Raw genomic sequence first — 24,399 nt, forward strand, 5'->3', positions numbered from 1 at the left:
CCCTGGGTCGACTGGTCGACATCGGCCCTGACCTGGCCGAACATCTGGCGGATGTCGAGGCCGGGCGTCTCCATATGGGCGAGCAGCGCCGTGGTGAAGGGCGAGTTGCGCCCGCTGCCATCCTGCGCCACCGAACCCGGCGCCGTGGAGAAGGCGATCAGCGTGCCCTTGGCCGAGGAGGCGTCGAGATCGATGCGGGCCAGCCCGCGCGTCCCCGCCCCCCGCGTCAGCTGGCGCGTCAGGGGATTGTCCCGGCACGAATCAAGGATCACGATCTTCACCTTCGGCGCCGCGCTGTCGACCAGTTCCAGCAGCTTGTCCAACGACAGGGTCTGGGTGTCCAGATCGAGCTCGTCCGAGATCTTGGCCGAGACAGGCACCAGGTAGTTGCGCCCCTTCACCTGCACGCCATGGCCCGAATAGAACACCACCACGCTGTCGGCATGGTCGGCATCGCGCAGGAACGCCCTCAGCCCGTCATTCATCGCCGCCAGGTCGCCGTCCTTGACCAGGGTCACCGCATAGCCGATCCGCCCCAGCGCCGCCGCCATGTCGTTGGCGTCATTGGCCGGGTTCACCAAAGGCGTCACCGAGCGATAGGCGCTGTTGCCGATCACCAGCGCCGCCTTCTGGGCTGCGCCGGCCGGCAACGCGCCTGCCAGAACGACAGCGGCAAGGAAGAACAGACGGATCAGGCAGGCCATGATGAGGTCTCTGGAAGGCAAGGGCGCGACATTATCTCCGCCAGCGCGCGCAAATCAAACGTGACAGCGCCATGCGAACGCCTCAAAGATGGAAGCCGACAGGCTTTTCTACATGGGAGCGCTCAACAGCTCCCCTTTTCGACAGTCAGGTGCGTTGTGATCGAATATGTCCGCCGAATCCTCGATGCCCGCGTCTATGACGTGGCCCAGAGAACGCCCCTGGACCCGATGGTGCGCCTCAGCCAGCGCCTGAATGCGGAAGTCCTGCTCAAGCGTGAGGATCTGCAGCCGATCTTCTCCTTCAAGATCCGTGGCGCCTATAACCGTATCGCCCGCCTGTCGCAGGAGGCCAAGGCCGCCGGCGTGATCTGCGCTTCGGCCGGCAACCACGCCCAGGGCGTCGCCCTTTCGGCAACGAAACTCGGTATCGCCGCCACCATCGTCATGCCGATCACCACCCCGCGCATCAAGGTCGACGCCGTGCGCTATTGGGGCGGCAAGGTCGTGCTCAAGGGCGACGTCTTCGACGAAGCCTACGCCCATGCCAGGGAACTCGAACGCGAGCACGGCCTCACCTTCGTGCATCCCTATGACGATGGTGACGTCATCGCCGGCCAGGGCACGGTGGGCGTCGAGATCCTGCACCAGCATCCCGACCCGATCGAGGCGGTTTTCGTGCCGATCGGCGGCGGCGGCCTGGCCGCCGGCATCGCCTCCTACGTCAAGTTCCTGCGTCCGGAGACGAAGGTGATCGGTGTCGAGCCCGTCGACGCCGCCTCGATGAAGGCGGCCATCGAGGCCGGCGAGCGGGTGGTGCTTGATCGTGTCGGCCTGTTCGCCGACGGTGTCGCGGTACGCCAGGCAGGTGAAGAGACCTTCCGGATCTGCCGGGAACTGCTGGACGACGTCCTGGTCGCCGACACCGACGCCATGTGCGCCGCAATCAAGGACATTTTCGAGGACATGCGGGTGCTGTCCGAACCGGCCGGCGCCCTGTCGTTGGCAGGCCTGAAGGCCTATGCCCAGGCAAATCCTGAGAGAAGCGGCGCGCTGATCGCCGTCAACAGCGGCGCCAACCTCAATTTCGACCGCCTGCGGCATGTCGCCGAACGCGCCGAGGTGGGCGAGGCTCGCGAGATCCTGCTCGCCGTCACCATCCCAGAGGAGACGGGCAGCTATCGCCGCTTCATCGACGTGCTGGGCAACCGCATCGTCACCGAGTTCAACTATCGCTATGCCGGCGGCAGCCAGGCCCATGTCTTCGTCGGCCTGAAGCTGGCCGATGCCAAGCGCCAGAAGAGCGAGATCGTCGGTCAGCTCGAGCGGCTCGGCTATGGCGTCGTCGACATCAGCGCCGACGAGACCGCCAAGCTGCATGTGCGCTACATGGTGGGAGGACGGGCGCCCGGTCTGACGGACGAATTGGTGCTGCGCTTCGAGTTTCCCGAACGTCCCGGCGCCCTGCTCCGCTTTCTCGACGGTGTCGGCTTCGACTGGAACATCACCCTGTTCCACTACCGCAATCACGGCGCGGATTATGGCCGCGTGCTGGTTGGAATCCAGGTTCCCGAGGCTGATCGGCCGCGCCTTTTCGAACGTTTGGGAGAGCTCGGCTACCCCTATGAGGACGAGAGCGCCAACGACGCCTATCGCCTCTTCCTGCGCGGCTGAACGGCCTGCTGCCAGGCACGCACCACCCTTCACGAAAAATTAAGCAATAACAATTGGTTAAGGCTCCTGGCGGAGCCTGCCACCGCTATGCTCCACGCCCATAGCAGCAATGCCGAATAACATGCCCACGGCGTGCTTTTCGACACTACATAAACACCGAAAAGTCGCAATAAGTCTTACAAGTAGAGACGAGGCGTTAACTGCGCCGCGTTACAATGAAAGGTGAGTTGGAGTCAGTACGATGCGTTTGGCGGGATTGTTTGCAGCGAAGGACGGATTTGAAGAAGGCGACATAGCTGGAGTGACGATCGATGTCGTCACCGGTCTGCTTGCCGGTCTCGCCCTGATCATCGGTGTCTGGCTGCTCGGCAGCGCACTGAACGCGGATGCCAGCCATATCGCCTCGGCGCTGGCCCGCTGAGAACGCATCGATCATCACGGATGACGTGAAGCAGTCCGGTCCCCCGCCGTGGGAAACCAGACCGCTTCATCATGCTCACGATGACGCAGCTGTCGTACCGCCCGGTCGCAGCGACTATTTGCTCATCGAATTCTTGATCATGCCGACGATGACCTGAAGGATCGCGCCACCGGCACCGCCACCGATGACGTTGGTGACGATCGAGCCGATGTCGAAATTCCCCGACTGCATGGAGGCCGCCACGGACGGCCAAACGGCGGTGATGATCTGGCCGAGCACGCCGCCGCCGACCAGGCCGGCGATGATGTTGCCGATATTGCCCATGTCGAATTGCGGCAGAGCCTTGCCGGAGCCGGCGCCGCCGAGCGCGCCCGCTACCAGGTTGATAAGAATCTGTTCCATTGTCGACTTCCACTTTCAGTGGCGGCTGGTTGCTGGAAAGATGACCGCCTGCGACAATTTGTACAGATTCTGGTTTCGTTTCAATTAATCCGCGAATCGAGCAACGCTTCAGGAGGCCTTACACAAAGTAAAATCTGTGTATTTCGCTTCTGCAGCGCTTCGCCGTCTCGGTGGAGAGCTCGCTGCATTGTTTCCTGCGAGTCTATCCGCCCTGAAGTGCCTTGAAATCACGCTGCCAGATCGCGCCGGTGATATAGCGTAGAACGGAATTGCCGCGTTCGGCATCGGGCGCTCCCATCAGCGAGAGCAAGGCCACACAGGCCTCCTTTCCCTGATGCACCGTAACCGTGGGTTCCCGGCCGGTCCGCTGGGCGCCGGTCTGGCCATCCCGGCCGGCGGCATTCTTCCACTTGTCGGCAAAGATCCTCGCCCCCTCCCTGGCGGTGTCGCAATCGCCATAGGGCAGCGCGATCACCACGCCACTGCCTGCCGGCTCCATCGTCTCGACATCGGCGATCACCACACCGAGGGACACGGGCGTGGGCGGCCTCTTCGCCCGCTCAGCCATCTTGTCCGCCAGCGCTTTCTTGTCGACCGTGGGTGAGGTCGCCATCATGTCCAGCACATCGTCCCCCTGCATCCAGATCGCCGGGGTGAGCACGATCGCCTGCAGAATCGAGCCCTGGACGGCCACCTTCTCGATGGCATCGATGGCCGCTTCGACGGGTGCCAGGCCGGCGAGGCTGGTCTTGGCCGAAACGCCTCCCGCCTCGGCAGCAGCCGCTGGATCGGGGGACTGCGCCACTCCATCGGCGAAAGGTGCCAGCATGGAGGCCCTGCCCAACGGACCGAGGAAGGGATTTGTGATGCTGCGTTTGGCGAAATCGAGCTTCATCGGCTCACCATTGCGCCATACGCCATTGGCATGGCTGAAGTCGCGCTTGCCGAGCCCTTCTACGAAAGATGCGGATATGGCGGGCTCCGTGAAGCGCCAGAGGACGACAGCCCGCGGCGGCGTGCCATAGTCGGTGAGGCTGGCAATCTCGCTGCGTTTCAGGCCAGTGTCATCGCGCCAGGACTCGTCCGTGCTGATGAATAGAGCTTTCAGCGTATCGCTGTCGCCTAAGCCCACCCGCCGCCTCATCGAGGAGACATCCCCGGCATAGAGCCGGCGCAATTCCGACAGGCCGACAAAGCTGGCGGCAATGCCGTTGCGATCCATTGCGACCTTGGCGGGAACGTGCGACAGCGCGCGCCGCAGTTCCGAATCGGCCGAGGCCTCTCCCGCGACGCCGCATAGCAAGGTCGCCACCGCTGCGGCACCTGCGAGCCTTCTCAATCCGTCCGGCATGAAAATCCCTCCTGTCCATCGCAACGGCGGCAATGGCACGCAGGCGGGGCCAAGTCTGTCGCCAGGGGAACGCATCAGGGGAACTGCATCAGGATTTCTTCGTCGTCCAGCGCGCCGCGGCGGCATCGTCCTCGTCCTTGGCGGCGACCCAGCCCGTGCCGGAGGCGCGTTCCTCCTTCTTCCAGAAGGGGGCACGGGTCTTGAGATAATCCATCAGGAAGGACGCGGCCTCGAAGGCGGCCTGGCGATGCATCGAGGCCGTCACTACCAAGACGATGTTGTCGCCTGGGACGAGACGGCCATGGCGATGGATGATGGAGACCCCTTGCAAAGGCCAGCGCCCGCGCGCTTCCGCCTCGATGCGCTCGAGCTCGGCCTGGGCCATTTCGGGATAATGATCGAGCGTCATGGCGCTGATGCGGTCGTCGTCCGGCCCGGCCCGGCAGATGCCGATGAAATTGACCACGGCACCGATATCGGTCCGCCCGCCAGTCAAGGCGGCAATCTCGGCCGAAACGTCGAAATCCTCACATTGCAGGCGAACGCTCACCGTATCCGCTCCCGCCGCCTCAGCCGCCCGTCATGGGCGGGAAGAAGGCGACCTCACCCGCACCGGCAATCGGAGCGGCCGGCTTGACATGGCGCCGATCGATCGCCGCCCGCACGATCTTGCGGTTCTCGAAGGCATGGGCATGGGCCTCGCTGCGCTCGGACAGAAACTGCATCAGATCCTCGACCGTCCTGACCTCGGCCGGCAGATCGACTTCCTCTTCCGGCACGCCGATGCGCTCGCGCAGCCAGGCGAAATAGATCAGCTTCATCGCGCGTCCTCCAGCCTTATTACGCATCCTCGAGGAGATGCTGTACGCCGCTGCGGAAGTAATCATACCCGGTATAGAGCGTCACCACAGCCGAAACCCACAACAGCACCAGGCCGATGATGGTACAGCCGGGCAGGACCGCATCGCCGGCCGGCCCCGCCAGCAGGAAACCGATCGCCAGGAGCTGGACGGTGGTCTTCCATTTGGCAAGCCGCGTTACCGGCACGGAAACACGCAATTCGGCCAGGAACTCCCTGAGACCTGAAACCAGGATCTCGCGGCACAGAATGACGATCGCCGCCCATACGGACAGGTTGCCGATGGCGATGGTTCCCGTCGCCGTCAGCATGAGCAGGCAGGACGATACCAAGAGCTTGTCGGCGATCGGATCGAGCATGCGCCCGAGCGAGGATTGCTGCCCCCAGGCCCTGGCGAGATAGCCATCGAAATAGTCCGTCACCGCCGCCAGCGCGAACGCCCCGAAGGCGACCCAGCGCACCCAGATCACCTCCGGCCAGAACAGGCAGGCCACGACCACCGGCACCGCCGCGATCCGGCCATAGGTGAGGATGTTCGGCAGGGAGAGCGGCGAGGTCCGCTTGGTGGGCGCAGGTGATGTCATGGCTTGAAGGAACATGGCGCGGGCCGCGCCGTCAACCGGGTTTAAGGAGCCTTGTCGTGGAAGAAGTCGTAGACCTTGCGGGCGGTCGCCTGATCGATGCCCGGACAGCCTTCGAGATCGGCCATCGAGGCGCGTTCGATCGCCTTGAGAGTGCCGAAATGCCGCAGCAGCGCACGTTTGCGCTGCGGGCCGATGCCGCCGATTTCCTGGAGCCCTCCCTCCTTCAGGGATTTGGAGCGTTTCTGGCGATGGGCGCCGATGGCGAAGCGGTGGGCTTCGTCACGCAGGCGCTGCACGAAATAGAGCACGGGATCGCGCGGGGCGAGCTTGAAGGGGGGCTTGCCCTCGACGATGAAGGTCTCGCGACCGGCATCGCGATCGACACCCTTGGCGACGCCGACCAGCGCGACATCCTCGACACCGAGGTCGGCGAAAACCTCGCGGGCCACCTGCAACTGGCCGGCACCGCCGTCGATGAGCACGAGGTCGGGCCAGGTCGGCATCACGACATCGTCCGGCTCCGCCCCCTCGCCCGGCTCGTCCTTGGGTGTCTCCTTGATCAGGCGGGAAAAGCGTCGCTCCAGCACTTCGCGCATCATGCCGTAATCGTCGCCCGGTGTGATCTCGGTCGATTTGATGTTGAACTTGCGATAATGCGTCTTGGCGAAGCCTTCGCGTCCGGCCACGATCATGCCGCCGACGGCATTGGTGCCCATGATGTGGGAGTTGTCATAGACCTCGATGCGGCGCGGCGCCTCCTCGAGGCTGAAGGCCTCGGCGACACCTTCCAGCAGCTTGAGCTGCGAGGAGGATTCGGCCAGGCGGCGCCCAAGGGCCTCGCGGGCATTGGTGAGGGCATGTTCGACGAGGTCGCGCTTCTCTCCCCGCTTCGGCGTCGCGATCTCGATACGATGGCCGGCACGCAGCGACAGCGCCTCACGCAGGATCTCCCCGCCCTCGACCTCATGCGAAAGCAGCACGAGCTTGGGCGCCGGCTTGTCGTCGTAGAACTGGCCGAGAAAGGCATCGAGCACTTCGGCCTCGCTGAGCGTACGGTCGGCCTTGGGAAAATAGGCCCGGTTGCCCCAGTTCTGGCCGGTGCGGAAGAAGAAGACCTCGATGCAGAACTGGCCGGCCTGCTCGTGCACGGCAAAGACGTCCGCTTCCTCGATCGAACGCGGATTGATGCCCTGCGTCGACTGGATGGCCGAAAGTGCCGCGAGCCTGTCGCGATAACGGGCGGCGCGCTCGAATTCCAGGGTCTCGGCGGCCTGCTCCATTTCATGCGCCATCGCTTCCTTGATGGCCTTGGACTTGCCGGTCAGGAAGGCGCGCGCCTCGCTGACCAGGCCGGCATAATCCTCGATGGAGATCTCGCCGGTACAGGGAGCCGAGCAGCGCTTGATCTGGTGCAGCAAACAGGGGCGCGTGCGGGTGGAGAACACCGAATCCGTACAGGATCGGATGAGAAAGGCACGCTCCAGGGCATTCATCGTGCGGTTGACGGCCAGGACGCTGGCGAAGGGGCCGAAATAATCACCCTTGCGCGTGCGCGCGCCGCGATGCTTGGTCAGTTGTGGCGCCGGGTGGTCACCCGTCAGCAGGATATAGGGAAAGGATTTATCGTCGCGCAGCAGCACGTTGAAACGCGGCTTCAGGCTCTTGATCAGGTTGATCTCAAGCAGCAGGGCCTCCGTCTCCGTCTGGGTGGTGACGAACTCCATCGCCGCCGTCTCGGCGATCATGCGGGCGATGCGCGCCGTCGGCGCAATGCCGCGAGCATAGCTCGCCACCCGCTTCTTGAGCGAATGCGCCTTGCCGACATAGAGCACCGTGCCTTCCGCATCGATCATGCGATAGACCCCCGGCGCATTGGGCAACGTCTTCCAGAAGGCATGGATGACCGCGGTTCCCGCCCGCAGCGAAGACGGCACGGCTTTCTCGTCGAAGGCAAGGTCGACGGAGGAGGAGGCTTCCTCGGTTTCGGCGGGAGCGGGCGAGTCGATCATGGCTGATAAATAGGACGCGGGAAACGCGCTGGCGAGAGGGCACGCAAAACACCGGTGAAATTGCCTACCATCCTCGGCCTGCCGCGGGCTGTTCCGCCCGGATTTACTCAGTCCAGGCCAGATGCTGGCCGCCATCGACGGCGATCATCTGGCCGCTGACGCTACGCGCACGGGCCAGATAGAGCACGGCCTCCACGATGTCCTCCACGGCACTGCCATGGCCGAGCGGCGTGCCGGCCGCCTCGGCCGCGAATTCCTCGGGTGTCTGCGAGGCTGCCTGCAGGGTTGGGCCGGGTCCGATGCCGTTGACGCGGATATGCGGCGCCAGGGCCTGGGCCAGGGTCTGCGTGGCGACATGCAGCACGGATTTGCTGAGATAATAGGACACATAGTCCGGCCGGGGGTGCAGCACGCGCTGGTCGATCAGATTGACGATGGAGGGGTCGTAGGCAAGCGGGTCGACCTGGGCCGCAAAGGCCTGGGCGAGAAAGATCGGGGCCTGGGCGTTGACGGCGAATTGCCGGTTCCAGATCTGCGCCTGGAGACTGCCGATGCCGTCGGGCTCGAACATCGAGGCCGAATTCACCAGCAGATCGAGGACGCCGATGCCGGCGCGCGCCTCCTCGACGATTGCACTTACCTTGTCACCCGCGGCCAGATCACCCACGACGATACAGGTCCTGCGTCCCATGGCCGCAATTTGCGCCGCCGCATCCTCCGCTTCCGCGCGCGAACGATTGCAATGAAGCGCGACATCGTATCCGGCCTGGGCCAGCCCAAGCGCGATGCTCCGACCGATACGCTTGGCGGCGCCGGTCACCAAAGCGCGTTGCGCACGAGCCTTTTCCACCATTTTCTCCATTCCTTCCGCAGGCTTGTCTTCATACTGCGTTTACGATGCAGGCAGATTGCTGCCCAGCGTTAACGTCGATCAACCACTGGACAGTGTTCAAGTGACGGACTGGCCCATGCCAGCACTGGAGCAAGGCACGCCCATGGCTGAACGTTTTTTGCTCCAGCTCTTTGGTTCGACGCGTCTTTGTGATTCGTGGTAGCTCCCTTCAATCGCAAGACGCTTTGGCACTGGAACAGGCAACACTGGGACACGATGCTGAAGGTCACTTTCCTCACTTGCGCGATCCTGGCCTGGCAGCCCCTCATTGGAGCAGCGCAGGCCGGCGAGGCTGTGCCTGGGGCGCCCTCCGCCCTGTCGCTGGTGTGGACCGGTCGCTTCATTGCCGTAACCAAGGCGCCGGTGCTGGCGGGCGTCGCTCCGCAGGCCGCTGCCAAGCCGGCCCGCCCGACGGCTGGCTATGACGATGTCGACATCGTCGGCTCCATCCCGGCCAATCCCTCGGGAGAGAGTGGCAAGAATCGCTCGCCCATGCGCACTGCACGCCCGGCAGGCCTCTGTCTTCTGCCCGGCCTCACCTCCGGCCGGGGTGATGATCTGGCCTGCGGCGGCGCCCAGAATAATCGCTGGTCGGCCCGCGCGACGGCGTTCAACTATGATTTGGGCACGGTTCATTCCGATTTTGCCAATGCGCCCGCGCCCTATGCCGCCGGATGGGAATGAAAAATCATTCCGACAACACCAGAATTCATGAATTTAAATTCTCATTAACTATAATAAATTTTGAATTATCCTAAGGCAATCTTTAGAACATACATTATAGTTAACAAATCATTTCAAATATAATTTAAGTTATTGCCATAATGTCGCCTTGTTAAATCTACTTAATAAACCCATCAGGCAACTTTCTCTTAATAGTCTTCACGTAACACGGTCGCATGATTGTTCGATGGGTTGGGGATACCGGCGTCATCGCGTGTATGAGTTCCAGGAGTTCACGATGAAAAAGCTTCTTCTCGCCACAGCATTGACGCTGATCACCGGGTCCGCCTTCGCGGCCGACATTCCGCCCTATCAGGAGCCCGCTCCGGCCTATCAGGCACCTGCCTCCAATGTGACCTGGACGGGCTTCTATGCCGGTATCAATCTCGGCTACGGCTTTTCCGGTGACTTCGATGCCGATCGCGGCGTCCGCCTGAACGAGGCCAGCGGCTTCACCGGCGGTGTCCAGGCCGGCTACAACATGCAGTACGATCCGATCGTGATCGGCCTCGAAGGCTCGCTGAACTACGCCGACATCACCGACAAATATGACGGCCACAAGGGCACCTACGGCTTCAACGGCTCGATCACGCCCCGCATCGGCTACGCCATGGGTGACTTCCTGCCCTATATCAAGGCGGGCCTTGCCTTCGGCGATGTCGAGATCAACCGCTTCGGCGCCAAGGATTCGCAGTGGCAGGTCGGCTGGACCGCCGGCTTCGGTGCCGAATATCGCGTGACCCCGGAAGTGTCGGTCCGGGCTGAATACAACTATACCAGCTACGGCAAGGATGACTTCGACATCCGCAGCGGTATCGTCAAGGCCGGCTATAGCGGCAGCGACATCAAGCTGGGCGTGAACTATCACTTCTGATCAGTTCAGAAGACAGCGCTCCGAAAAGGCCCGGCACAACGCCGGGCCTTTTTCGTTCTATGATCGTCAGCCGGCCTTGATAGTCGATATCCGGCCTTCCCAGATCATGCTGCCCACCACGGCAAGGAGAACCACAGCGCCGCCGGCCAGGGCCGCCGTTCCCGGCGCTTCTCCGAAGGCAAGCCAGACCCACAGGGGCGCAAGGGGCGTCTCCAAGGCGCCGATCAGCGCCGTCTGGGCTGCCGGAATGAACTTCGCGCCGATGGTAAAGCAGACCAGAGCCAGGCCCATATTGCTCACGCCGAATGCCACCAGCAAGACAACTTCATCAGCATTCGCCGGCCAGCTCGACATCAGAGGCGCGCTGACAAGGGCCGGCACCAGCGCCGATAGGCAGGCAGCCGGCACCAGTGGCACATCGGGAAAGCGCCGCCGCATCACCACGAAGGCGGCCACGAGCACCGTCATTGCCAGTGCGAGGGCATCGCCGATCAGGCTCCCCTGCCCGCCGCCGCCGGCCACGGTCAGCACCACACCTACGACCGCGAACAGGCTGGCGACCAGCACCGCCGCTGAAGCCCGTTCGCGCATCACCAGCCAGGCCAGGCCCGCCGCCACGAAGGGCACCGTCGCGTAGATGATCGAGACATGGGCCACGCTGGTGAGTCGCAGCGATGCCACGAAACAGGCCATGCCCAGGCTGGACAGCAGGCAGAAGCCCAGGCCGACCCACCCCATCGCCCTGAAGCTGCGCCAGGTATTGCGGCCTTCCAGCGCCAGGATGAAGGCGAGGCTGGTGGCTGCACCGAACAGGCCACGCCAGAACAGCAGGGCGGCAATGTCGAGGGGTACCGCTCGGGTGAAATAGCCGGCCGAACTCCACAGGATGGCGGAGGCCGTCACCAGCGCCACACCGTGATGGCGCGGGGTAAATGCGGCCGGCATGCTCCCTTCGATGGACATGGCAATCTCCGATACGGCTGATGCCGATTGACAGATGCCGATTGAAGCAGAACCCTGCTGCCAAGAATCTGTCAGCAGTCTCTGCACAGACCGCAATCAATGGCTTGTTGCCCATGCGCCGCACCACACGCCTGTTCGAGATCATCCAGTTGCTGCGCGTCGCCAGGAAGCCGGTAACCGCCGAGGCGATCGCGGCGCAGCTCGAAGTCGCCAAACGTACCATCTATCGCGACATCGCCTCGCTCCAGGCCCTGTCGATGCCCATCTATGGCGAAGCCGGCATCGGCTATGTCATGCGCTCCGGCTACGACCTGCCGCCGCTGATGCTGTCGATCGAGGAAGTCGAGGCCCTCGTGGTCGCGCTCGGACTGCTGGAGCGCACCGACGACCGTGCGCTCAAGGCGGCAGCAGGCTCGATCCGCGCCAAGATCGCCACCGTCCTGCCGGTTGCCAACCGCGAGCCGATCGACAAGACCAGCCTCTTCGTGCCGCAATGGATCCATCCCGAGCCGATCAGCATCGACCTTGCCGCCATTCGCCTGGCCATTCGCGACGAACGCAAATTGCTGCTGCACTATGCCGACGTCGAGGGACGGGAAAGTCGGCGGGTCATTCGCCCGATCGCCATGATCTACTATGTCGAGGTGATGCATGTCGTAGCCTGGTGCGAGCTGCGCCGGGATTTCCGCAGCTTCAGGGCCGACCGCATTCGCCATTGCGAGGTCATGGAGGAGCGTTTCGAGGGCGAAAGCGCGGTTTTGCGCACTGCCTGGGAAGCACGCCAGCGTGAAGAGGCGCCACAGCGCTAGAGTAAGGCGCGTTCGAGCGTGAACGCTTATTTGCTCTAACTCCTTGTTCCCAAGCCAATCCTGAGGATTGGCCAGAGCTTCTTTGCGATTCTTGGTGATTCCACCAAATCGCAAAACGCTTTGGCGTCCGATCAGGCTTTCAGACGAACACCATCAACCTGGCCGGGCCATCCTCGGTTGCCACCAGGTCTCGCGCCTGAAAGCCCGCTTTGGCATAGGCCGCCTGTGCTCGCCGATTGGCAGGGTCGGGATCAACCACGACCATCGGCGCCCCCTCTGCCCGCAAATGCTGTGCCAACAGGCGCAGATAGGCCGGGCCGTGGCCACGACCGAGCATGGCGGGATCCCCCATGAACGTATCGATGCCGCGTGTGCCGACCGGAAAAGCGGCCAGATGCGGCTGTTCCCAAGCGTGGACTTCATAGTCCTGGACATAGGCAAAGGGTCGCGCTTCGAAGCTGACGATCCGCATTACCATGCGCGGATCGGCGAGGTCCTCCCTGAGCAATTCCAGCTGCTTGTCCGCATCCTGCCACCAGCAGGCCACTTCGGGCTCGCGCAGCCAGGCCGCCAGCAAGGGCAGGTCGCCCACGGCTGCCGGGCGGAAGCGATAGGGGCCACCATTCAGGCCCATCGCCTCACTGCGGACGCGTCAGGCCGAAAGCCGGGATTTCCGCCTCGAAGGTGGCCAGCCAGGCTTGCAGCTTGGGATGATGCTGCTGCCAGGTTCCGGCAAAGCGCAAATCGAGATAGCCGAGCGCGCAGGCCAGTGCGATGCTTCCCGCGTCCAGTGCCGGGTCGAAGGCCCCTGCCCGTGCCTCGAATTGAGCCAGGCCGCGAGCGACCTTGCCGGCCTGGATATCGAGCCATTTGGCACTGCGCTGGTCCTCGGGACGTATCCTCGCTTCATAGACCTGGAGCAGGGAGGCATCCATGATGCCGTCCGCCAGGGCCTGACGGGTCAGCACCTCATAGCGTTCCGGGCCCTGCGGCATGATCCGCCCGCCTCCTGCGAGGTGGTCGAGATAGTCGAGAATGACCCGGCTGTCGTAGAGGATGGTCCCGTCATCCAGGATCAACACCGGGATCTTGCCGAGCGGGTTCTGCTCGCGCAGGCTATCCTGCGGATCATTGGTATCCGCCGGGACCACGGTGATGCGATCGAACAGGCCGAGATAGTGGGCGGCGATCTTGACCTTCCGACCGAAGGGCGAAGGAGGCGAGGAGCGCAATTGCATGATGAAGCCGAAATCCAGCTGCTGGAATCATGAGCGCCTGCAAGCGCTCATCCATCCATTACCGCATTTCAGCCGCAAGCGCGGAAATACCGATCAGGCTTTCACCAGATTGACGGCCTTCGGTCCCTTGCCCTTCTTGTCGGGCTCGACATCGAAGGAGATCTTCTGGCCTTCAGACAATGTACCCAGACCGGAACTTTCGACTGCGGTGATGTGAACAAAGATGTCGCGTCCACCATCGTCAGGCGTTATGAAGCCATAGCCTTTTTGGGTGTTGAAGAACTTGACGGTGCCGCTCTGCGCCATCTTACGCTCCCAGTCCCGATCTGGCCGGATGACCAGATCCATTCCACACCAGTACGCGATGAGTTTCATCCAAAGGACGTTTGTACGCAAGAGGCGATATCGGCGGCCGGACCGATAGGCCCTTGCCGCACCGGACAAATTTTACCGATACTGGAAATTCCTATGGGCGAAGACATACCTTACAACCGCGAGGCGCCGCCGCCGGGCATCCTCGAGGAATTGTCGCCGGGTGTCCGCCGCATCCTGGCTCCCAATGGCGGTGCCTTCACCTTTACCGGTACCTGTTCCTATATCGTCGGACGCGGCAAGGTCGCGATCATCGACCCCGGACCGGACGATCCTGGTCACGCCGCTGCCCTGCTGGCAGCCGTGCACGGCGAGGAAGTGGTGGCGATTGCCGTCACTCACACCCACCGCGACCACTCGCCGGGCGTGTCGGCGCTGGTATCGGCCACCGGCGCGCCCACCTACGGCGCCGGCCCGCATCGCAGCGCCCGCCCCCTGCATGACGGCGAGATCAATCTGCTCGATGCCGCCGGCGACCTCGCCTTCCAGCCCGACATTGTCCTGGCCGAAGGCGATCGTTTCGGTCCGCCGGACTGGCCGTTGACGGCACTGGCGACGCCCGGCCACTGCGCCAACCATCTCGCCTTTTCGCTGGAAGCGGACAAGGTGCTGTTGTCGGGCGACCATGTCATGGCCTGGTCCACCAGCATCGTCGCCCCACCCGACGGCTCGATGGGAGACTACATGGCCTCGCTGGAGAAACTTCTCGGCAGGCCGGAGGCACGCTATTTCCCTGGCCATGGCGGCCCGGTCGAACAGCCGCAGCGCTTCGTGCGCGCGATGATCCAGCATCGCCGCATGCGCGAGGCTTCGATCCTGCAGGCCCTCGGCGAAGGCCCTGCGCCGATCACGCCCTTGACCGCCAGGGTCTATGCGGGGCTGCCGGCCGGGTTGCAGGGAGCGGCGGCCCTCAACCTCTTCGCCCATCTCGAAGACCTGGTCCAGCGCGGCAAGGTCGCCACCGAGGGGGCCCCTTCCATGGCGGGCCGCTACTGGCTCGCCTGATCCGGCGTCAGCGCCCGATCGCGCAACTCGGCCATGAAACTCTGCACATGCTTGGCGTTGGCTCCGAAATCATAGGAGCCGTAGCGAGCAGCCGAACGCATGTCGATGCGCGTCTTGCCGCCCTCGCTCCGGATGCGCAGCGCAATGTCGTCGACAGTACCCAGAATGGTGGATGAGGCGACCGCCTCGATACGATCGCCAAAGCGCCTCTGCGTGGAGGCCGAACCCGCGGTCGGGCCTCCCATCGCGTCGGCGTCCACGGGATCGCCATCCTCGCGGATGCTGTCCGGCAGGCGGATACGCGCGGCCATCTCGCCGAAGCGCAGATCACCCACGACCTGCCAGCGCCTCTCCCGCATCAGGCGAAGCGCGATCTTGCGGATATCGTCCGGCGGCACGTCGAGGAGAATCGACTGGACCTGCGGCAAGGCCTCGCGCTGATACGCCGCCAGCCCCGCCGCATAGGCGGTGGAATTGGCGTCCGCCGTGCGTGTGCGGGTAGCATGGGCCAGGGGCGGAGGATCCTCGGGATCGGTGCTGACATCGACGATTCCGGGCACGCTGAGGGCAAGGCTGGTGGCGATCGCTGCGGGCCCGAGCACCAGGATGGCAAGCAGGAAGGCACTGAAGGCTCTGCCGAAACCTCGCTCGCCCTTGCGCCAGATCACCTGGAAGGCGACCACGGCGCAGAGCAAGGCGGCGCAGGCTGCCAGCAGTCCCGCGCACAGGGCGGCAAAACCGGCCTTGAGCGGGGCGAGATGGAAGCGCAGCAGCACCAGGGAGATCAGCACCACCTCGAAGGCGAAGACCGCCAAGCTCTGCGCGGTACGGGCCCAGCCGGTCGGCGGAGGCGCCGGGCGTCGCCGCATCAGGGCGCGCCCGCCAGCGACTGCAGGAGATCGGGCAGGTCCATCACGCTGTCGATGACGTGATCGGCATGCGGCGCGAGTTCTTCCCGCTTGGCAAAACCGCTGAGCACGGCGATAGCCGTGCCGCCGGCCGCCTTGACGGCATGAAGGTCATGGGTGGAGTCGCCGACCAGGGCGATTTCCTGGGGTGCCACGCCGAAGGCCTGGGCAAAGCCGAGCACCGGACCCGGCTCCGGCTTGCGGCCATGGCCCGAATCATAGCCGAGCACGGCGTCGAGCCAGGGCATCAGGCCGAGCTTCTCGCAGTGCGCACGGGCACCCGCCTCGGAATCATTGGTGCAGATGCCCAGCAGATAGCCTCGGCTCTTCAGGGTGGACAGAAGCCAGGGCGGATCACCGATGGGCGTGACATGTTTCAGGCCCTCCTCGATGAAGATGCGGTCCATCTGTTCGAAGAAGGCGGTATCGGCGACCTCCCCGAGCACTTCAGCCCAGGCGACCCCATAATCGGCCGAAGATTCGGCCACCAGCACCGAATGCGGCAGGATGCGGTGGCTCGTCAGGTCGTAGTCGTTGATCTCGACCAGCCGAGCCATCTTCTCGGGGTCGCCACCGCTCAGGCGCTGCATGGCGGCATAGGCCGCAGCGCTCCAGGTGAGATGGAAGTCGACCAGGGTTCCGTCCTTGTCGAAGAGTATGGCGCGTATCGGCATGGCGAATCCCAGTCTACAGCCCTTTCCCGCCCTCCATAAGGAATTTGGCAAGCGCGGCATACCGAATTCGCGCGAAAACAGGAGGCTGGAACAAGAGATCGTCCATCAAGCGTCAAAACGACCCCTGAGCCGTCATTGCTGGAACTCACCGCCTTTCGGAGATTTCGCAGTGCAAGCATATTGCGGAATCCCGTATTAAATCCCATGTCTTGGGCGCACGTGGGCCTTGTGCCACGGTGGCGGGCTGCCCATCAGGGGGCCGGCGGGAGAGATTTTGAAACATGCGTGACCCCTATAGCGTCCTTGGCGTTTCCAAGACGGCAAGCTTGGCTGAGATCAAGAAGGCCTTCCGGAAACTCGCCAAGCAGTACCACCCCGATCAGAACAAGGATGCCAAGGCCGCGGCGAAGTTCGCCGAGGTCAACAGCGCCTATGAAATCGTCGGTGACGAAAAGAAGCGGGCCCAGTTCGATCGTGGCGAGATCGACGCCGAGGGCAAGCCCCGCTTCCAGGGCTTCGAGGCTGCGGGTGGTCCGGGCGGCTTCGGGCGCGACACCGGTGGCTTCGAGTTCAATTTCGGCGGTGGTCGGGGCGGCAGTGGTGGCGGCGGTTTTGCGGGCGGCTTCGACGACATCCTCAGCGAGATGTTCGGCGGACGCGCCCAGCGCGGCGGCGGTTCGCGCGGCTCGGCGCCCCGCGGCGAGGATATCCAGGTCACCGGCCAGATTCCCTTCACGGTCTGGGCGTTGGGCGGCAAGACACGGGTCGAGCTCGGGCCGGGCCGCATGGTGGATGCCTCCATTCCGGCCGGCATCGCTCCAGGCAAGACCATTCGCCTGAGGGGCCAGGGCGAGCCCAGCCCGTTCGGCGGCGAGCCAGGCGATGCGCTGATTACGGTGGCCGTGGCACCGCACGAGACGTTTCGTGCCGAAGGCAGGAATGTTCGCGTCGACGTCAACGTGACCCTCTACGAGGCCGCTCTCGGCGCCAAGGTACGCGTGCCGACGCTGGACGGCTCGGTCGATCTCACTTTGCCTGCCGGCACCACAGGGCTGCGCTCCTTCCGCCTCAAGGGCAAGGGTGTGCAGGCCAAGGACGGGCCGGGCGATCTCATCGTCCAGCCCCGGATCATCATGCCCGGCACGATCGATCCCGAACTCGAGGCCGCCCTCGTGAAGCTGCGCGACAAGGGCTACGACATCGGTCGTTGAATCGGGGGGCGGGTCTTTAGACCCGCCATCGGGCGGTGCATGTCGGCGGGTCTTCAAACCCGCCCGCCGTTATTTCTCGAAGGGCCAGGCAACCGGCGCGCCGACCTGGCCGCGATGGCGCAGAAGATGGTCCGCCAGCACGCAGGCCATCATCGCCTCGCCTACCGGCACCGCCCGGATGCCGACACAGGGGTCATGGCGCCCCTTGGTGACAATGTCGGTGTCGTGGCCATAACGATCCACCGTGCGTCGCTCCTGCAGGATGGAAGAGGTCGGCTTCACGGCGAAGCGCACCACCACGGGCTGGCCGGTGGAGATGCCGCCGAGAATGCCGCCGGCATGGTTGGAGAGGAACAGCGGCCTGCCGTCATTGCCCATGCGCATCTCGTCGGCGTTCGCCTCGCCCCCGAGTTCGGCAGCGGCAAAGCCATCCCCGATCTCCACGCCCTTGACCGCATTGATGCTCATCATCGCCGCCGCCAGATCCGAATCGAGCTTGCCGTAGATCGGAGCGCCGAGGCCGGGCTGCACCCCTTCGGCCACCACCTCAATCACCGCGCCGATCGACGAACCCGCCTTTCGTATGCCGTCGAGATACTCCTCGAAGAAGGCCGCCGCGACCGGATCCGGACAGAAGAAGGGATTGGTGTCCACCGCCTCCCAATCCCAGCGGCTGCGGTCGATCTTGTGCGGCCCCATCTGCACGAGCGCTCCGCGAACGGTCACGCCGGGCAGGACCTGCCGGGCCACCGCTCCGGCCGCCACGCGGGCTGCGGTCTCGCGTGCCGAGGATCGCCCGCCGCCGCGATAGTCGCGAATGCCGTATTTGACGTCATAGGCATAGTCGGCGTGGCCGGGGCGATACTTGTCCTTGATCTCCCCGTAATCCTTCGAACGCTGATCGACATTCTCGATCATCAAATGGATCGGCGTCCCCGTGGTCAGCAATTGCCCACCCGCTTCGTCCGCCATCACGCCGGAAAGGATGCGTACGGCATCGGGTTCGCGACGCTGGGTTGTGAAGCGGCTCTGGCCCGGCTTGCGGCGGTCGAGGAAGCCCTGGATCATCGCCTCGCTGATCGGCAGGCGCGGCGGACAGCCATCGATCACGCAGCCCAGCGCCATGCCGTGACTCTCGCCATAGGTGGTAACGCGGAAGAGATGGCCGAAGCTGTTGAAGGACATGGGAACTCGCAGGGAACGGATGATGGCCGCCTTCTACAGCATTCGCGCCAAAACTCAATTTCGACCGTGTCCCTGTAGGGTCGAAGGTGTCCGACAAACTCCTTCATTGCCAGGGCAGCTGATCAGAATAAGCAAGGCATAATCCAGGATCGAAATAGGATTCGATCAGATGCCGCCGCTGAATTCTCAAACGAAGGTCAAAATTCGGCCATGTCATGGTTCCATGCCTGAGTCGGGCTGGATATCGAAATCGCTACCCGAAATCGAATATACTGGAGGAAATACCATGAACGTCCGCCATCTTGGCCTGCTTCCGGCAATTGCACTGGCGCTTTCCTTGGGTGTTGGCGCAGCATCCGCACAGACCACGCCTGAAGCCACGCCACCGGCGACGGCTGCACCGACCGAACAGATGGCGCCGAGTGCCACGCCGACGACCCCGATGGCCAAGAAGCCGACGGTCGATGCCAGCAAAAAGGCGGCCATTTCCAAGGCCTGCTCCGATGCCGCCGACAAGCAGGGACTGAAGGGCGCGCCCCGTAAAAAGTTCCGCGCAAGCTGCAAGCGCAAGGGTGGCCCGGTTACCTGACCCGATCCACTGCCGCTGCAAGCGGCCCTGCTCGACGAGGCCGGCAGGCCTCGCCGGGCCTGATGCCCAGAACCGCCGAAACGCTTATCTGCTTCGGCGGTTCTGGTCAGCCGCGAAAATGCCTTAAGCCCATTCGGCCGATTTGTTGCGGAAGACCAGCAGCTTGCCCTGCCAGATCGGTTCTTCGGCCGCCTGAGCGCTGGCTTTACCGGCCAGCAGCACCATCAGCACGCGGGCAACGCCACCATGGCTGACAACCACCTGATCCTGCGTCACCGTCTTGAGCCAGAGCGCGATGCGGTCGTGCAGCATGGCGTAGCTTTCGCCGCGCGGCGGGACATAGGCCCATTTGTCGGCCGTACGCGCCTTCACCATGTTGCGGTCCACCGACCGCAATTCAGCCCAGGTTCGGCCTTCCCAATCGCCGAAGGTCAGCTCCTTGAGGCGATCATCGGTCGTGTAGCGCTGCGGCGGCAGGCCGATCGCCTTGCGCGCCAGTTCCGCCGTCTCGCGCGTGCGTCCCAGCGGGCTGACCAGCCAGGGCAAGCTGTCCGGCTCAGGCAGAATCTCGGCAAGCCTGTGGCCAGCTTCGGCAGCCTGCTTGCGTCCGGCTTCGTTGAGGGGAATGTCCTGCTGGCCTTGCAGGCGCGCTTCAGCGTTCCAGTCGGTCTCGCCGTGGCGCATGAAGTAAAGTGTTGGCGCCACGGGCTTACTCCTGCTTTGGACGCATGAACCTGACGGGAGGCCGTCCTGCCTCCCCAAGCAGAGCTTCTCAATATCGCCCACCTACGGTTGACACCCAGACGCTCTGCAAGTGTTTGATATCTTGCAGATCCTTCTTGGACGGGCATGACGCCAGCCGGCGAACGCCCGTCTCGTTTTCGTGCTGCCCGCTCCCGCGGAATCGCTGGACCGGTGCTCCAAAGCCTGCCCTTGCCGCTCAGTCCTTGCCGGCAAGCGTGATGTCGGGCGAGGTCGGATTCTTCATGCCGACCACGTGGTAGCCGGCGTCGACATGGTGCACTTCGCCGGTAACGCCGCGCGACATGTCGGAGAGCAGATAGGCCCCCGCTTCGCCCACCTCCTCGATGGTGACTGTGCGGCGCAGCGGCGCGTTATATTCGTTCCACTTCAGGATGTAGCGGAAATCGCCGATGCCGGAAGCGGCAAGGGTCTTGATCGGGCCGGCTGAGATGGCGTTCACGCGAATCGCCTTTTCGCCGAGATCGGCGGCGAGGTAGCGCACGCTCGCCTCGAGCGCGGCCTTGGCCACACCCATGACGTTGTAGTGCGGCATCCACTTCTCGGCGCCGTAATAGGTCAGCGTCAGGATCGACCCGCCATCCGTCATCAGCTTCTCGGCGCGCTGGGCGACCGAGGTGAGCGAATAGCAGGAGATCAGCATCGTCTTGGTGAAGTTCTCTTCGGTCGTCTCGAGATAACGGCCGTCGAGCTGATCCTTGTCCGAAAAGGCGATCGCATGGACGATGAAGTCGAGCTTGCCCCATTTGGCGGCAACTTCGGCGAACACCGCATCGATGCTGGCGCCGTCGGTGACGTCGCAATGGCCGACGACCAGGGCATCAAGTTCGGCAGCCAGGGGCTCGACGCGCTTCTTGAGGGCGTCCCCCTGATAGGTGAAGGCGAGCTCGGCGCCATGCTGCCTGCACGCCTTGGCGATACCCCAGGCGATCGATCGATTATTCGCCACACCCATGATGAGGCCGCGCTTGCCGGCCATCAATCCACTTGCTGTCATTCCGCAACTGCCTATTCGAAAGGAACGGCATGAATAACGGAAGGCTGCGCAGGGGGGAAGGGGCGATAGACCTATTTGTTGAGGAATAGACCATCCCTGTCATGCCGGGAGCATTGTGGGCAACCTTCCCGCCCCCGGAACACCGCCGTCAGACGTGCTGGCCGCCGTTGATGGCGATCTCGGCCCCGTTCACATAGGAACTCTGGTCCGTGCACAGGAAGTAGATGGTCTTGGCCACCTCGTCCGGCGTGCCGAGGCGGCGCATCGGGATCTGCGCGACGATCTTTTCGGTGCCGGGCGACAGGATCGAGGTATCGATCTCACCGGGCGCGATCGCATTGACCCGGATGCCCCGCGGCGCGAAGTCCGAGGCCATTTCGCGGGTCAGGGCGGCCAAGGCAGCCTTGGAGGTCGAATAGGCGGCCCCTGCAAAGGGGTGAACGCGCGCGCCCGCTATCGAGGTGACGTTCACCACCGAGCCCTTGACCTGCTCGAGCTCCTGGATCAGCCCGCGCGCCAGCATGATCGGTGCGAAGAAATTGACTTGGAATACCCATTGCCAATCCGAAAGCCCGGTCTCGATGCTGCTCAGGCGCGAGCCACCCTTGCCCTTCGGCGAAATCGCCGCATTGTTGACCAGTGCATGCAGGCCGCTGCCGTCGAGACGGCGCTTGATCTCCTGGATCGCTTCCTCGGTATTGGCCGGATCGGCCAGATCGACCTGGATGTGATCCTCGGGGCCCGCCTCCCACGGGCATTCCTCCGGAAAAGCATGGCGGGAGCAGGTGATGACCCGCCAGCCGGCCGCTGAAAAGCGCTTGACGGTGGCATGCCCGATCCCCCGGGAGGCGCCGGTGAGGATCATCGCGCGCTGCGGATGCTGGGAGGAACTGCTTGTCATTGATGTAACCGATCGAAAAAGGGGGCGGCTCCCAAGAGCCATGCCAGAAGACATAGATATCACGACGCCCAAATGAAATAGGGCGGCGGATCGCCGCGAATGGCATCCCGAATTGCAGCGCCGCTGTCCTCAGGGATAAAGCTGTTCGCGGCTCCAGCCGCCCTGGTTTTCGACACGCCGGAAAACCAGGCGGTCATGCAGCCGGAACGGCTTGTCGTGCCAGAACTCGATCTGCACCGGCAGGATGCGAAAACCGGTCCAGTGCGGAGGACGTGGGATCTCGCCGATGGCGAATTTGGCCGTGTAGGTCGCCACCGCCTTTTCGAGGGCGAAACGCCCCTCGAGCGGCCGTGACTGCTGCGAGGCCCAGGCGCCGATTCGGCTCCCGCGCGGGCGCGTGGCAAAATAGGCGTCGGCCTCCGCATCCGTGACACGCTCCACTGGCCCGCGCACCCTCACCTGCCGGCGCAGGCTCTTCCAGTGAAACAGCAGGGCGGCCTTGGGCGTGCCGGCCAGTTCCTGGCCCTTGGCACTCTGGGTGTTGGTGTAGAATACGAATCCCTTGTCATCGAGGCCCTTGAGCAACACCATGCGGACGTCCGGCAAGCCATCGGGATCTACCGTGGCGAGCGCCATGGCGTTGGGGTCGTTGGGCTCGGATTTCTCCGCCTCCGCGAGCCATTGCGCAAACAGCAAAAACGGTTCGGACGCGCCGAGGAAGCCAGCCGAGTCACCCGGCGTTAACTCGCCCGTGCCAAGATTACCTAACGTCATGGTCATTGGGGTGGCTCCACTGTGTTCAGCCTGTTCGTCTTCAAGGGCGCTTATAACGCGTACCGCGTCCGCGGCCCACTGTCAGCGCTGATCGCCAGTGTCATTTTGACAGGCTGCGCCATTTCGACGCCTCTCGGCCCGATCTTCGGTTCGGCTGAAGATCAGACCACGACCGGCTCGATTCCCGCCCAGGACATCCGCCTCAATGCCAGCATGACCGATGCCGACTGGCAGCAAGCCAAGGCTGCGCTGCAGGCTGCCATGGACCCCCAGAATCCGGGCGCGTCGATCCAATGGTCGAATATGACGACCGGCGCCCATGGTTCGGTGACGCCGGTGGCCGAGACCTATGTCGAGAACAAGCTCACCTGCCGCAGCTTTGTGGCGGCGCAGTCGGACCAGACCGGGGGGTTGGTCCGGGGATCGAACCCGGCGCAATGGTACCAGGGCAAGGGCTGCCGCAAGAGCGGTACGGCCTGGTCGATCGTCAGCGTACAGCCCTGGGCCCTGCCGAGGGCATGAATTTGCCGGTGCCGGAGGCCCGGTTAATCGAACATTCAGGTGGCGGGGTCTATACTGCCCACCATGCCGTGCGAAGTATCACGGAGCCTTCACGTTAACCATGATAGCTTCGCCGCCAAATATTCACAGTCCGGCCCTCACCTCGCTTCAAAGCACCTCCAGGGTGAATGTAAGTAGAGCGTGTCGTTGCGTATGGAGTTAATTATGACGACCTCCCCTCTTTCCGCCGCCCGACCGGGCGAAGGGCTCGCGTCCCAGCAAGGGTCCCCGCGCGAGCAGTTGCAGCATCTCTATCGCGCCATCGGTATTTCGGCCGTCGCCGCTGCCGCGGCGCAGGTGGCCCGGGTCGTGGCCAAACCCGAAAAGCCCAAGCATGAAATGCCGGCCTGCCTGCGCGACGAAGACGACGATCTCGCCGCCTGAGCGGAAGCATCCTGCATTTGTCGATATGCGACGCGGCTGCAACGACATGCGCGCGGCATATCGGTAACATTGAACTTATGAATGCATCGCAGCCGCGCCGCAAAGCGCGGCTTTCTTTATGGCCATGCGGCTCATTTACTTGTGACGTTCTTGCAACATGCTGCAGCAAAATAACGTCAATGTCGCAATTGAGCTAATCATGTCGCCGTTCCGTCATAATTCCCACGCCTTCGCTGTCAATTATGGGATAAGTTGTTGTCGTAACTGCGTAAATCCGTGCACATACTTGTCGTGTATCTTGGTTGAGGACCAGATTATGGACATCGAGGGATCGCGTCTCCAGCAGCCCGCGCAAGAGAAGCGGGAAAAGCTCGAGGATCGTTATGGCAAGATCGCCATCCCGGCTCTGGCCGCCGCCGTGGGCGCGGCGCGCAAGGAAAAGGACCAGCGCCAGATGAGCGCGGAGGCGGCCTATACTCGCCTTCAGCAGATGGCCCAGTCGTAAGACTTGGCAATATTGCAGGTCGGTATATCCGGCGACGGTTCGCGCGTCCTGGGGCAAGCCTCGGTGACGTC

The 24,399-nt window shown here is 63.5% G+C and carries 29 protein-coding genes; 10 read left to right on the forward strand and 19 right to left on the reverse strand.

Translation table 11 applies throughout. The features are described 5' to 3' along the window. The coding region (locus ACTJKX_RS13645) for a caspase family protein (protein WP_440725582.1) at positions 1–725 on the reverse strand (725 nt) is incomplete at its 3' end. Between the two features lie 135 nt (positions 726–860). Between ACTJKX_RS13645 and ilvA the strand changes: the two genes are divergently transcribed. Continuing rightward, positions 861–2,375: a threonine ammonia-lyase, biosynthetic gene (gene ilvA, locus ACTJKX_RS13650; protein ID WP_367623372.1), complete on the forward strand. Its 1,515-nt coding sequence runs from the start codon at positions 861–863 to the stop codon at positions 2,373–2,375. Between the two features lie 535 nt (positions 2,376–2,910). On the opposite strand, the gene ACTJKX_RS13655 is transcribed toward ilvA, so the two are convergent. From ACTJKX_RS13655 to ACTJKX_RS13685, 7 genes are all read right to left on the reverse strand, one after another. After that, positions 2,911–3,198: a hypothetical protein gene (locus ACTJKX_RS13655; RefSeq protein WP_068284544.1), complete on the reverse strand. Its 288-nt coding sequence runs from the start codon at positions 3,196–3,198 to the stop codon at positions 2,911–2,913. 202 nt (positions 3,199–3,400) lie between these two features. Next, positions 3,401–4,549 carry a hypothetical protein gene (locus ACTJKX_RS13660; RefSeq protein WP_394311975.1) on the reverse strand — a complete coding sequence of 383 codons (1,149 nt, stop codon included), beginning with the start codon at positions 4,547–4,549 and terminating at the stop codon, positions 3,401–3,403. Between the two features lie 88 nt (positions 4,550–4,637). Further along, positions 4,638–5,099, reverse strand: coding sequence for a molybdenum cofactor biosynthesis protein MoaE (locus tag ACTJKX_RS13665; protein WP_394311973.1), 462 nt, complete (start codon positions 5,097–5,099; stop codon positions 4,638–4,640). A gap of 19 nt (positions 5,100–5,118) precedes the next feature. Next, positions 5,119–5,370, reverse strand: coding sequence for a molybdopterin converting factor subunit 1 (moaD, locus tag ACTJKX_RS13670; RefSeq protein WP_311942409.1), 252 nt, complete (start codon positions 5,368–5,370; stop codon positions 5,119–5,121). A 19-nt stretch (positions 5,371–5,389) separates the two neighbouring features. Beyond that, on the reverse strand, positions 5,390–5,992 hold the full coding sequence (pgsA, locus tag ACTJKX_RS13675; RefSeq protein WP_440725583.1) for a CDP-diacylglycerol--glycerol-3-phosphate 3-phosphatidyltransferase: 603 nt from the start codon (positions 5,990–5,992) through the stop codon (positions 5,390–5,392). Between the two features lie 41 nt (positions 5,993–6,033). Next, positions 6,034–8,001, reverse strand: a complete 1,968-nt coding sequence (gene uvrC / locus ACTJKX_RS13680) for an excinuclease ABC subunit UvrC (protein ID WP_394311971.1) — start codon at positions 7,999–8,001, stop codon at positions 6,034–6,036. Positions 8,002–8,104: 103 nt separating this feature from the next. Next, complete coding sequence (locus ACTJKX_RS13685; protein ID WP_311942403.1) at positions 8,105–8,854, reverse strand: SDR family oxidoreductase; 750 nt, start codon at positions 8,852–8,854, stop codon at positions 8,105–8,107. A 255-nt stretch (positions 8,855–9,109) separates the two neighbouring features. On the opposite strand from ACTJKX_RS13685, the gene ACTJKX_RS13690 reads away from it, so the two are divergent. Beyond that, positions 9,110–9,577 carry a hypothetical protein gene (locus ACTJKX_RS13690; protein ID WP_311942401.1) on the forward strand — a complete coding sequence of 156 codons (468 nt, stop codon included), beginning with the start codon at positions 9,110–9,112 and terminating at the stop codon, positions 9,575–9,577. A gap of 277 nt (positions 9,578–9,854) precedes the next feature. Continuing rightward, entirely contained in the window at positions 9,855–10,490 is a 636-nt protein-coding gene (locus ACTJKX_RS13695; protein WP_367623376.1) for an outer membrane protein, read from the forward strand. Between the two features lie 66 nt (positions 10,491–10,556). Here the strand turns inward: ACTJKX_RS13695 and ACTJKX_RS13700 are convergent, their stop codons facing one another. Then, a complete protein-coding gene (locus tag ACTJKX_RS13700; protein WP_440725584.1) occupies positions 10,557–11,453 on the reverse strand; it encodes a DMT family transporter in 897 nt (298 codons plus the stop codon). A 113-nt stretch (positions 11,454–11,566) separates the two neighbouring features. Here ACTJKX_RS13700 and ACTJKX_RS13705 point away from each other — a divergent pair, with 113 nt between their 5' ends. Further along, the gene (locus ACTJKX_RS13705; RefSeq protein WP_440725585.1) at positions 11,567–12,262 is read left to right on the forward strand and encodes a helix-turn-helix transcriptional regulator; all 696 of its coding nucleotides are present in this window, start codon (positions 11,567–11,569) and stop codon (positions 12,260–12,262) included. A 139-nt stretch (positions 12,263–12,401) separates the two neighbouring features. On the opposite strand, the gene ACTJKX_RS13710 is transcribed toward ACTJKX_RS13705, so the two are convergent. The 3 genes from ACTJKX_RS13710 to ACTJKX_RS13720 all read right to left on the reverse strand — a co-directional run bounded on the left by ACTJKX_RS13710 (position 12,402) and on the right by ACTJKX_RS13720 (position 13,806). Next, complete coding sequence (locus tag ACTJKX_RS13710; RefSeq protein ID WP_440725586.1) at positions 12,402–12,896, reverse strand: GNAT family N-acetyltransferase; 495 nt, start codon at positions 12,894–12,896, stop codon at positions 12,402–12,404. 4 nt (positions 12,897–12,900) lie between these two features. Continuing rightward, positions 12,901–13,503 carry a glutathione S-transferase family protein gene (locus ACTJKX_RS13715; protein ID WP_440725775.1) on the reverse strand — a complete coding sequence of 201 codons (603 nt, stop codon included), beginning with the start codon at positions 13,501–13,503 and terminating at the stop codon, positions 12,901–12,903. 90 nt (positions 13,504–13,593) lie between these two features. Next, positions 13,594–13,806, reverse strand: coding sequence for a cold-shock protein (locus ACTJKX_RS13720; protein ID WP_068284736.1), 213 nt, complete (start codon positions 13,804–13,806; stop codon positions 13,594–13,596). Positions 13,807–13,968: 162 nt separating this feature from the next. Here ACTJKX_RS13720 and ACTJKX_RS13725 point away from each other — a divergent pair, with 162 nt between their 5' ends. Next, on the forward strand, positions 13,969–14,877 hold the full coding sequence (locus tag ACTJKX_RS13725) for an MBL fold metallo-hydrolase (RefSeq protein WP_440725587.1): 909 nt from the start codon (positions 13,969–13,971) through the stop codon (positions 14,875–14,877). On the opposite strand, the gene ACTJKX_RS13730 is transcribed toward ACTJKX_RS13725, so the two are convergent. After that, on the reverse strand, positions 14,862–15,746 hold the full coding sequence (locus ACTJKX_RS13730) for a DUF1499 domain-containing protein (protein WP_440725588.1): 885 nt from the start codon (positions 15,744–15,746) through the stop codon (positions 14,862–14,864). The two genes, ACTJKX_RS13725 and ACTJKX_RS13730, sit on opposite strands and share 16 nt — an antisense overlap. Next, on the reverse strand, positions 15,746–16,459 hold the full coding sequence (locus ACTJKX_RS13735) for an HAD family hydrolase (RefSeq protein WP_440725589.1): 714 nt from the start codon (positions 16,457–16,459) through the stop codon (positions 15,746–15,748). The genes ACTJKX_RS13730 and ACTJKX_RS13735 overlap by 1 nt, the downstream gene beginning before the upstream one ends. 281 nt (positions 16,460–16,740) lie before the next feature. On the opposite strand from ACTJKX_RS13735, the gene ACTJKX_RS13740 reads away from it, so the two are divergent. Beyond that, complete coding sequence (locus ACTJKX_RS13740) at positions 16,741–17,670, forward strand: DnaJ C-terminal domain-containing protein (protein WP_311942376.1); 930 nt, start codon at positions 16,741–16,743, stop codon at positions 17,668–17,670. 69 nt (positions 17,671–17,739) lie between these two features. Here ACTJKX_RS13740 and aroC read toward each other — a convergent pair whose 3' ends face one another. Then, on the reverse strand, positions 17,740–18,855 hold the full coding sequence (gene aroC, locus ACTJKX_RS13745) for a chorismate synthase (protein ID WP_440725590.1): 1,116 nt from the start codon (positions 18,853–18,855) through the stop codon (positions 17,740–17,742). A gap of 169 nt (positions 18,856–19,024) precedes the next feature. Here aroC and ACTJKX_RS13750 point away from each other — a divergent pair, with 169 nt between their 5' ends. Next, positions 19,025–19,444, forward strand: coding sequence for a hypothetical protein (locus ACTJKX_RS13750; protein WP_311942369.1), 420 nt, complete (start codon positions 19,025–19,027; stop codon positions 19,442–19,444). 123 nt (positions 19,445–19,567) lie between these two features. Here the strand turns inward: ACTJKX_RS13750 and ACTJKX_RS13755 are convergent, their stop codons facing one another. The 4 genes from ACTJKX_RS13755 to pdxH all read right to left on the reverse strand — a co-directional run bounded on the left by ACTJKX_RS13755 (position 19,568) and on the right by pdxH (position 22,878). Further along, positions 19,568–20,149 (reverse strand): histidine phosphatase family protein, encoded by a 582-nt coding sequence (locus tag ACTJKX_RS13755; RefSeq protein WP_394311958.1) that lies wholly within the window; start codon positions 20,147–20,149, stop codon positions 19,568–19,570. Between the two features lie 235 nt (positions 20,150–20,384). Then, positions 20,385–21,203, reverse strand: a complete 819-nt coding sequence (gene fabI / locus ACTJKX_RS13760) for an enoyl-ACP reductase FabI (RefSeq protein ID WP_068284574.1) — start codon at positions 21,201–21,203, stop codon at positions 20,385–20,387. A 148-nt stretch (positions 21,204–21,351) separates the two neighbouring features. Beyond that, a complete protein-coding gene (locus ACTJKX_RS13765) occupies positions 21,352–22,104 on the reverse strand; it encodes an SDR family NAD(P)-dependent oxidoreductase (RefSeq protein WP_394311955.1) in 753 nt (250 codons plus the stop codon). A 129-nt stretch (positions 22,105–22,233) separates the two neighbouring features. Beyond that, positions 22,234–22,878 (reverse strand): pyridoxamine 5'-phosphate oxidase, encoded by a 645-nt coding sequence (gene pdxH / locus ACTJKX_RS13770; RefSeq protein ID WP_440725776.1) that lies wholly within the window; start codon positions 22,876–22,878, stop codon positions 22,234–22,236. A gap of 21 nt (positions 22,879–22,899) precedes the next feature. On the opposite strand from pdxH, the gene ACTJKX_RS13775 reads away from it, so the two are divergent. The 3 genes from ACTJKX_RS13775 (at position 22,900) to ACTJKX_RS13785 (ending at position 24,328) form a co-directional block, all read left to right on the forward strand. Further along, complete coding sequence (locus ACTJKX_RS13775; protein WP_311942356.1) at positions 22,900–23,400, forward strand: RT0821/Lpp0805 family surface protein; 501 nt, start codon at positions 22,900–22,902, stop codon at positions 23,398–23,400. A gap of 204 nt (positions 23,401–23,604) precedes the next feature. Beyond that, entirely contained in the window at positions 23,605–23,823 is a 219-nt protein-coding gene (locus tag ACTJKX_RS13780) for a hypothetical protein (protein ID WP_440725591.1), read from the forward strand. 316 nt (positions 23,824–24,139) lie between these two features. After that, the gene (locus ACTJKX_RS13785) at positions 24,140–24,328 is read left to right on the forward strand and encodes a hypothetical protein (protein WP_149251642.1); all 189 of its coding nucleotides are present in this window, start codon (positions 24,140–24,142) and stop codon (positions 24,326–24,328) included. Positions 24,329–24,399 lie beyond the last annotated feature (71 nt).

Origin of the sequence: Labrys sp. 22185 (assembly GCF_052045555.1) — a bacterium.
In the GTDB taxonomy this organism is placed as follows: Bacteria; Pseudomonadota; Alphaproteobacteria; order Rhizobiales; family Labraceae; genus Labrys; species Labrys neptuniae.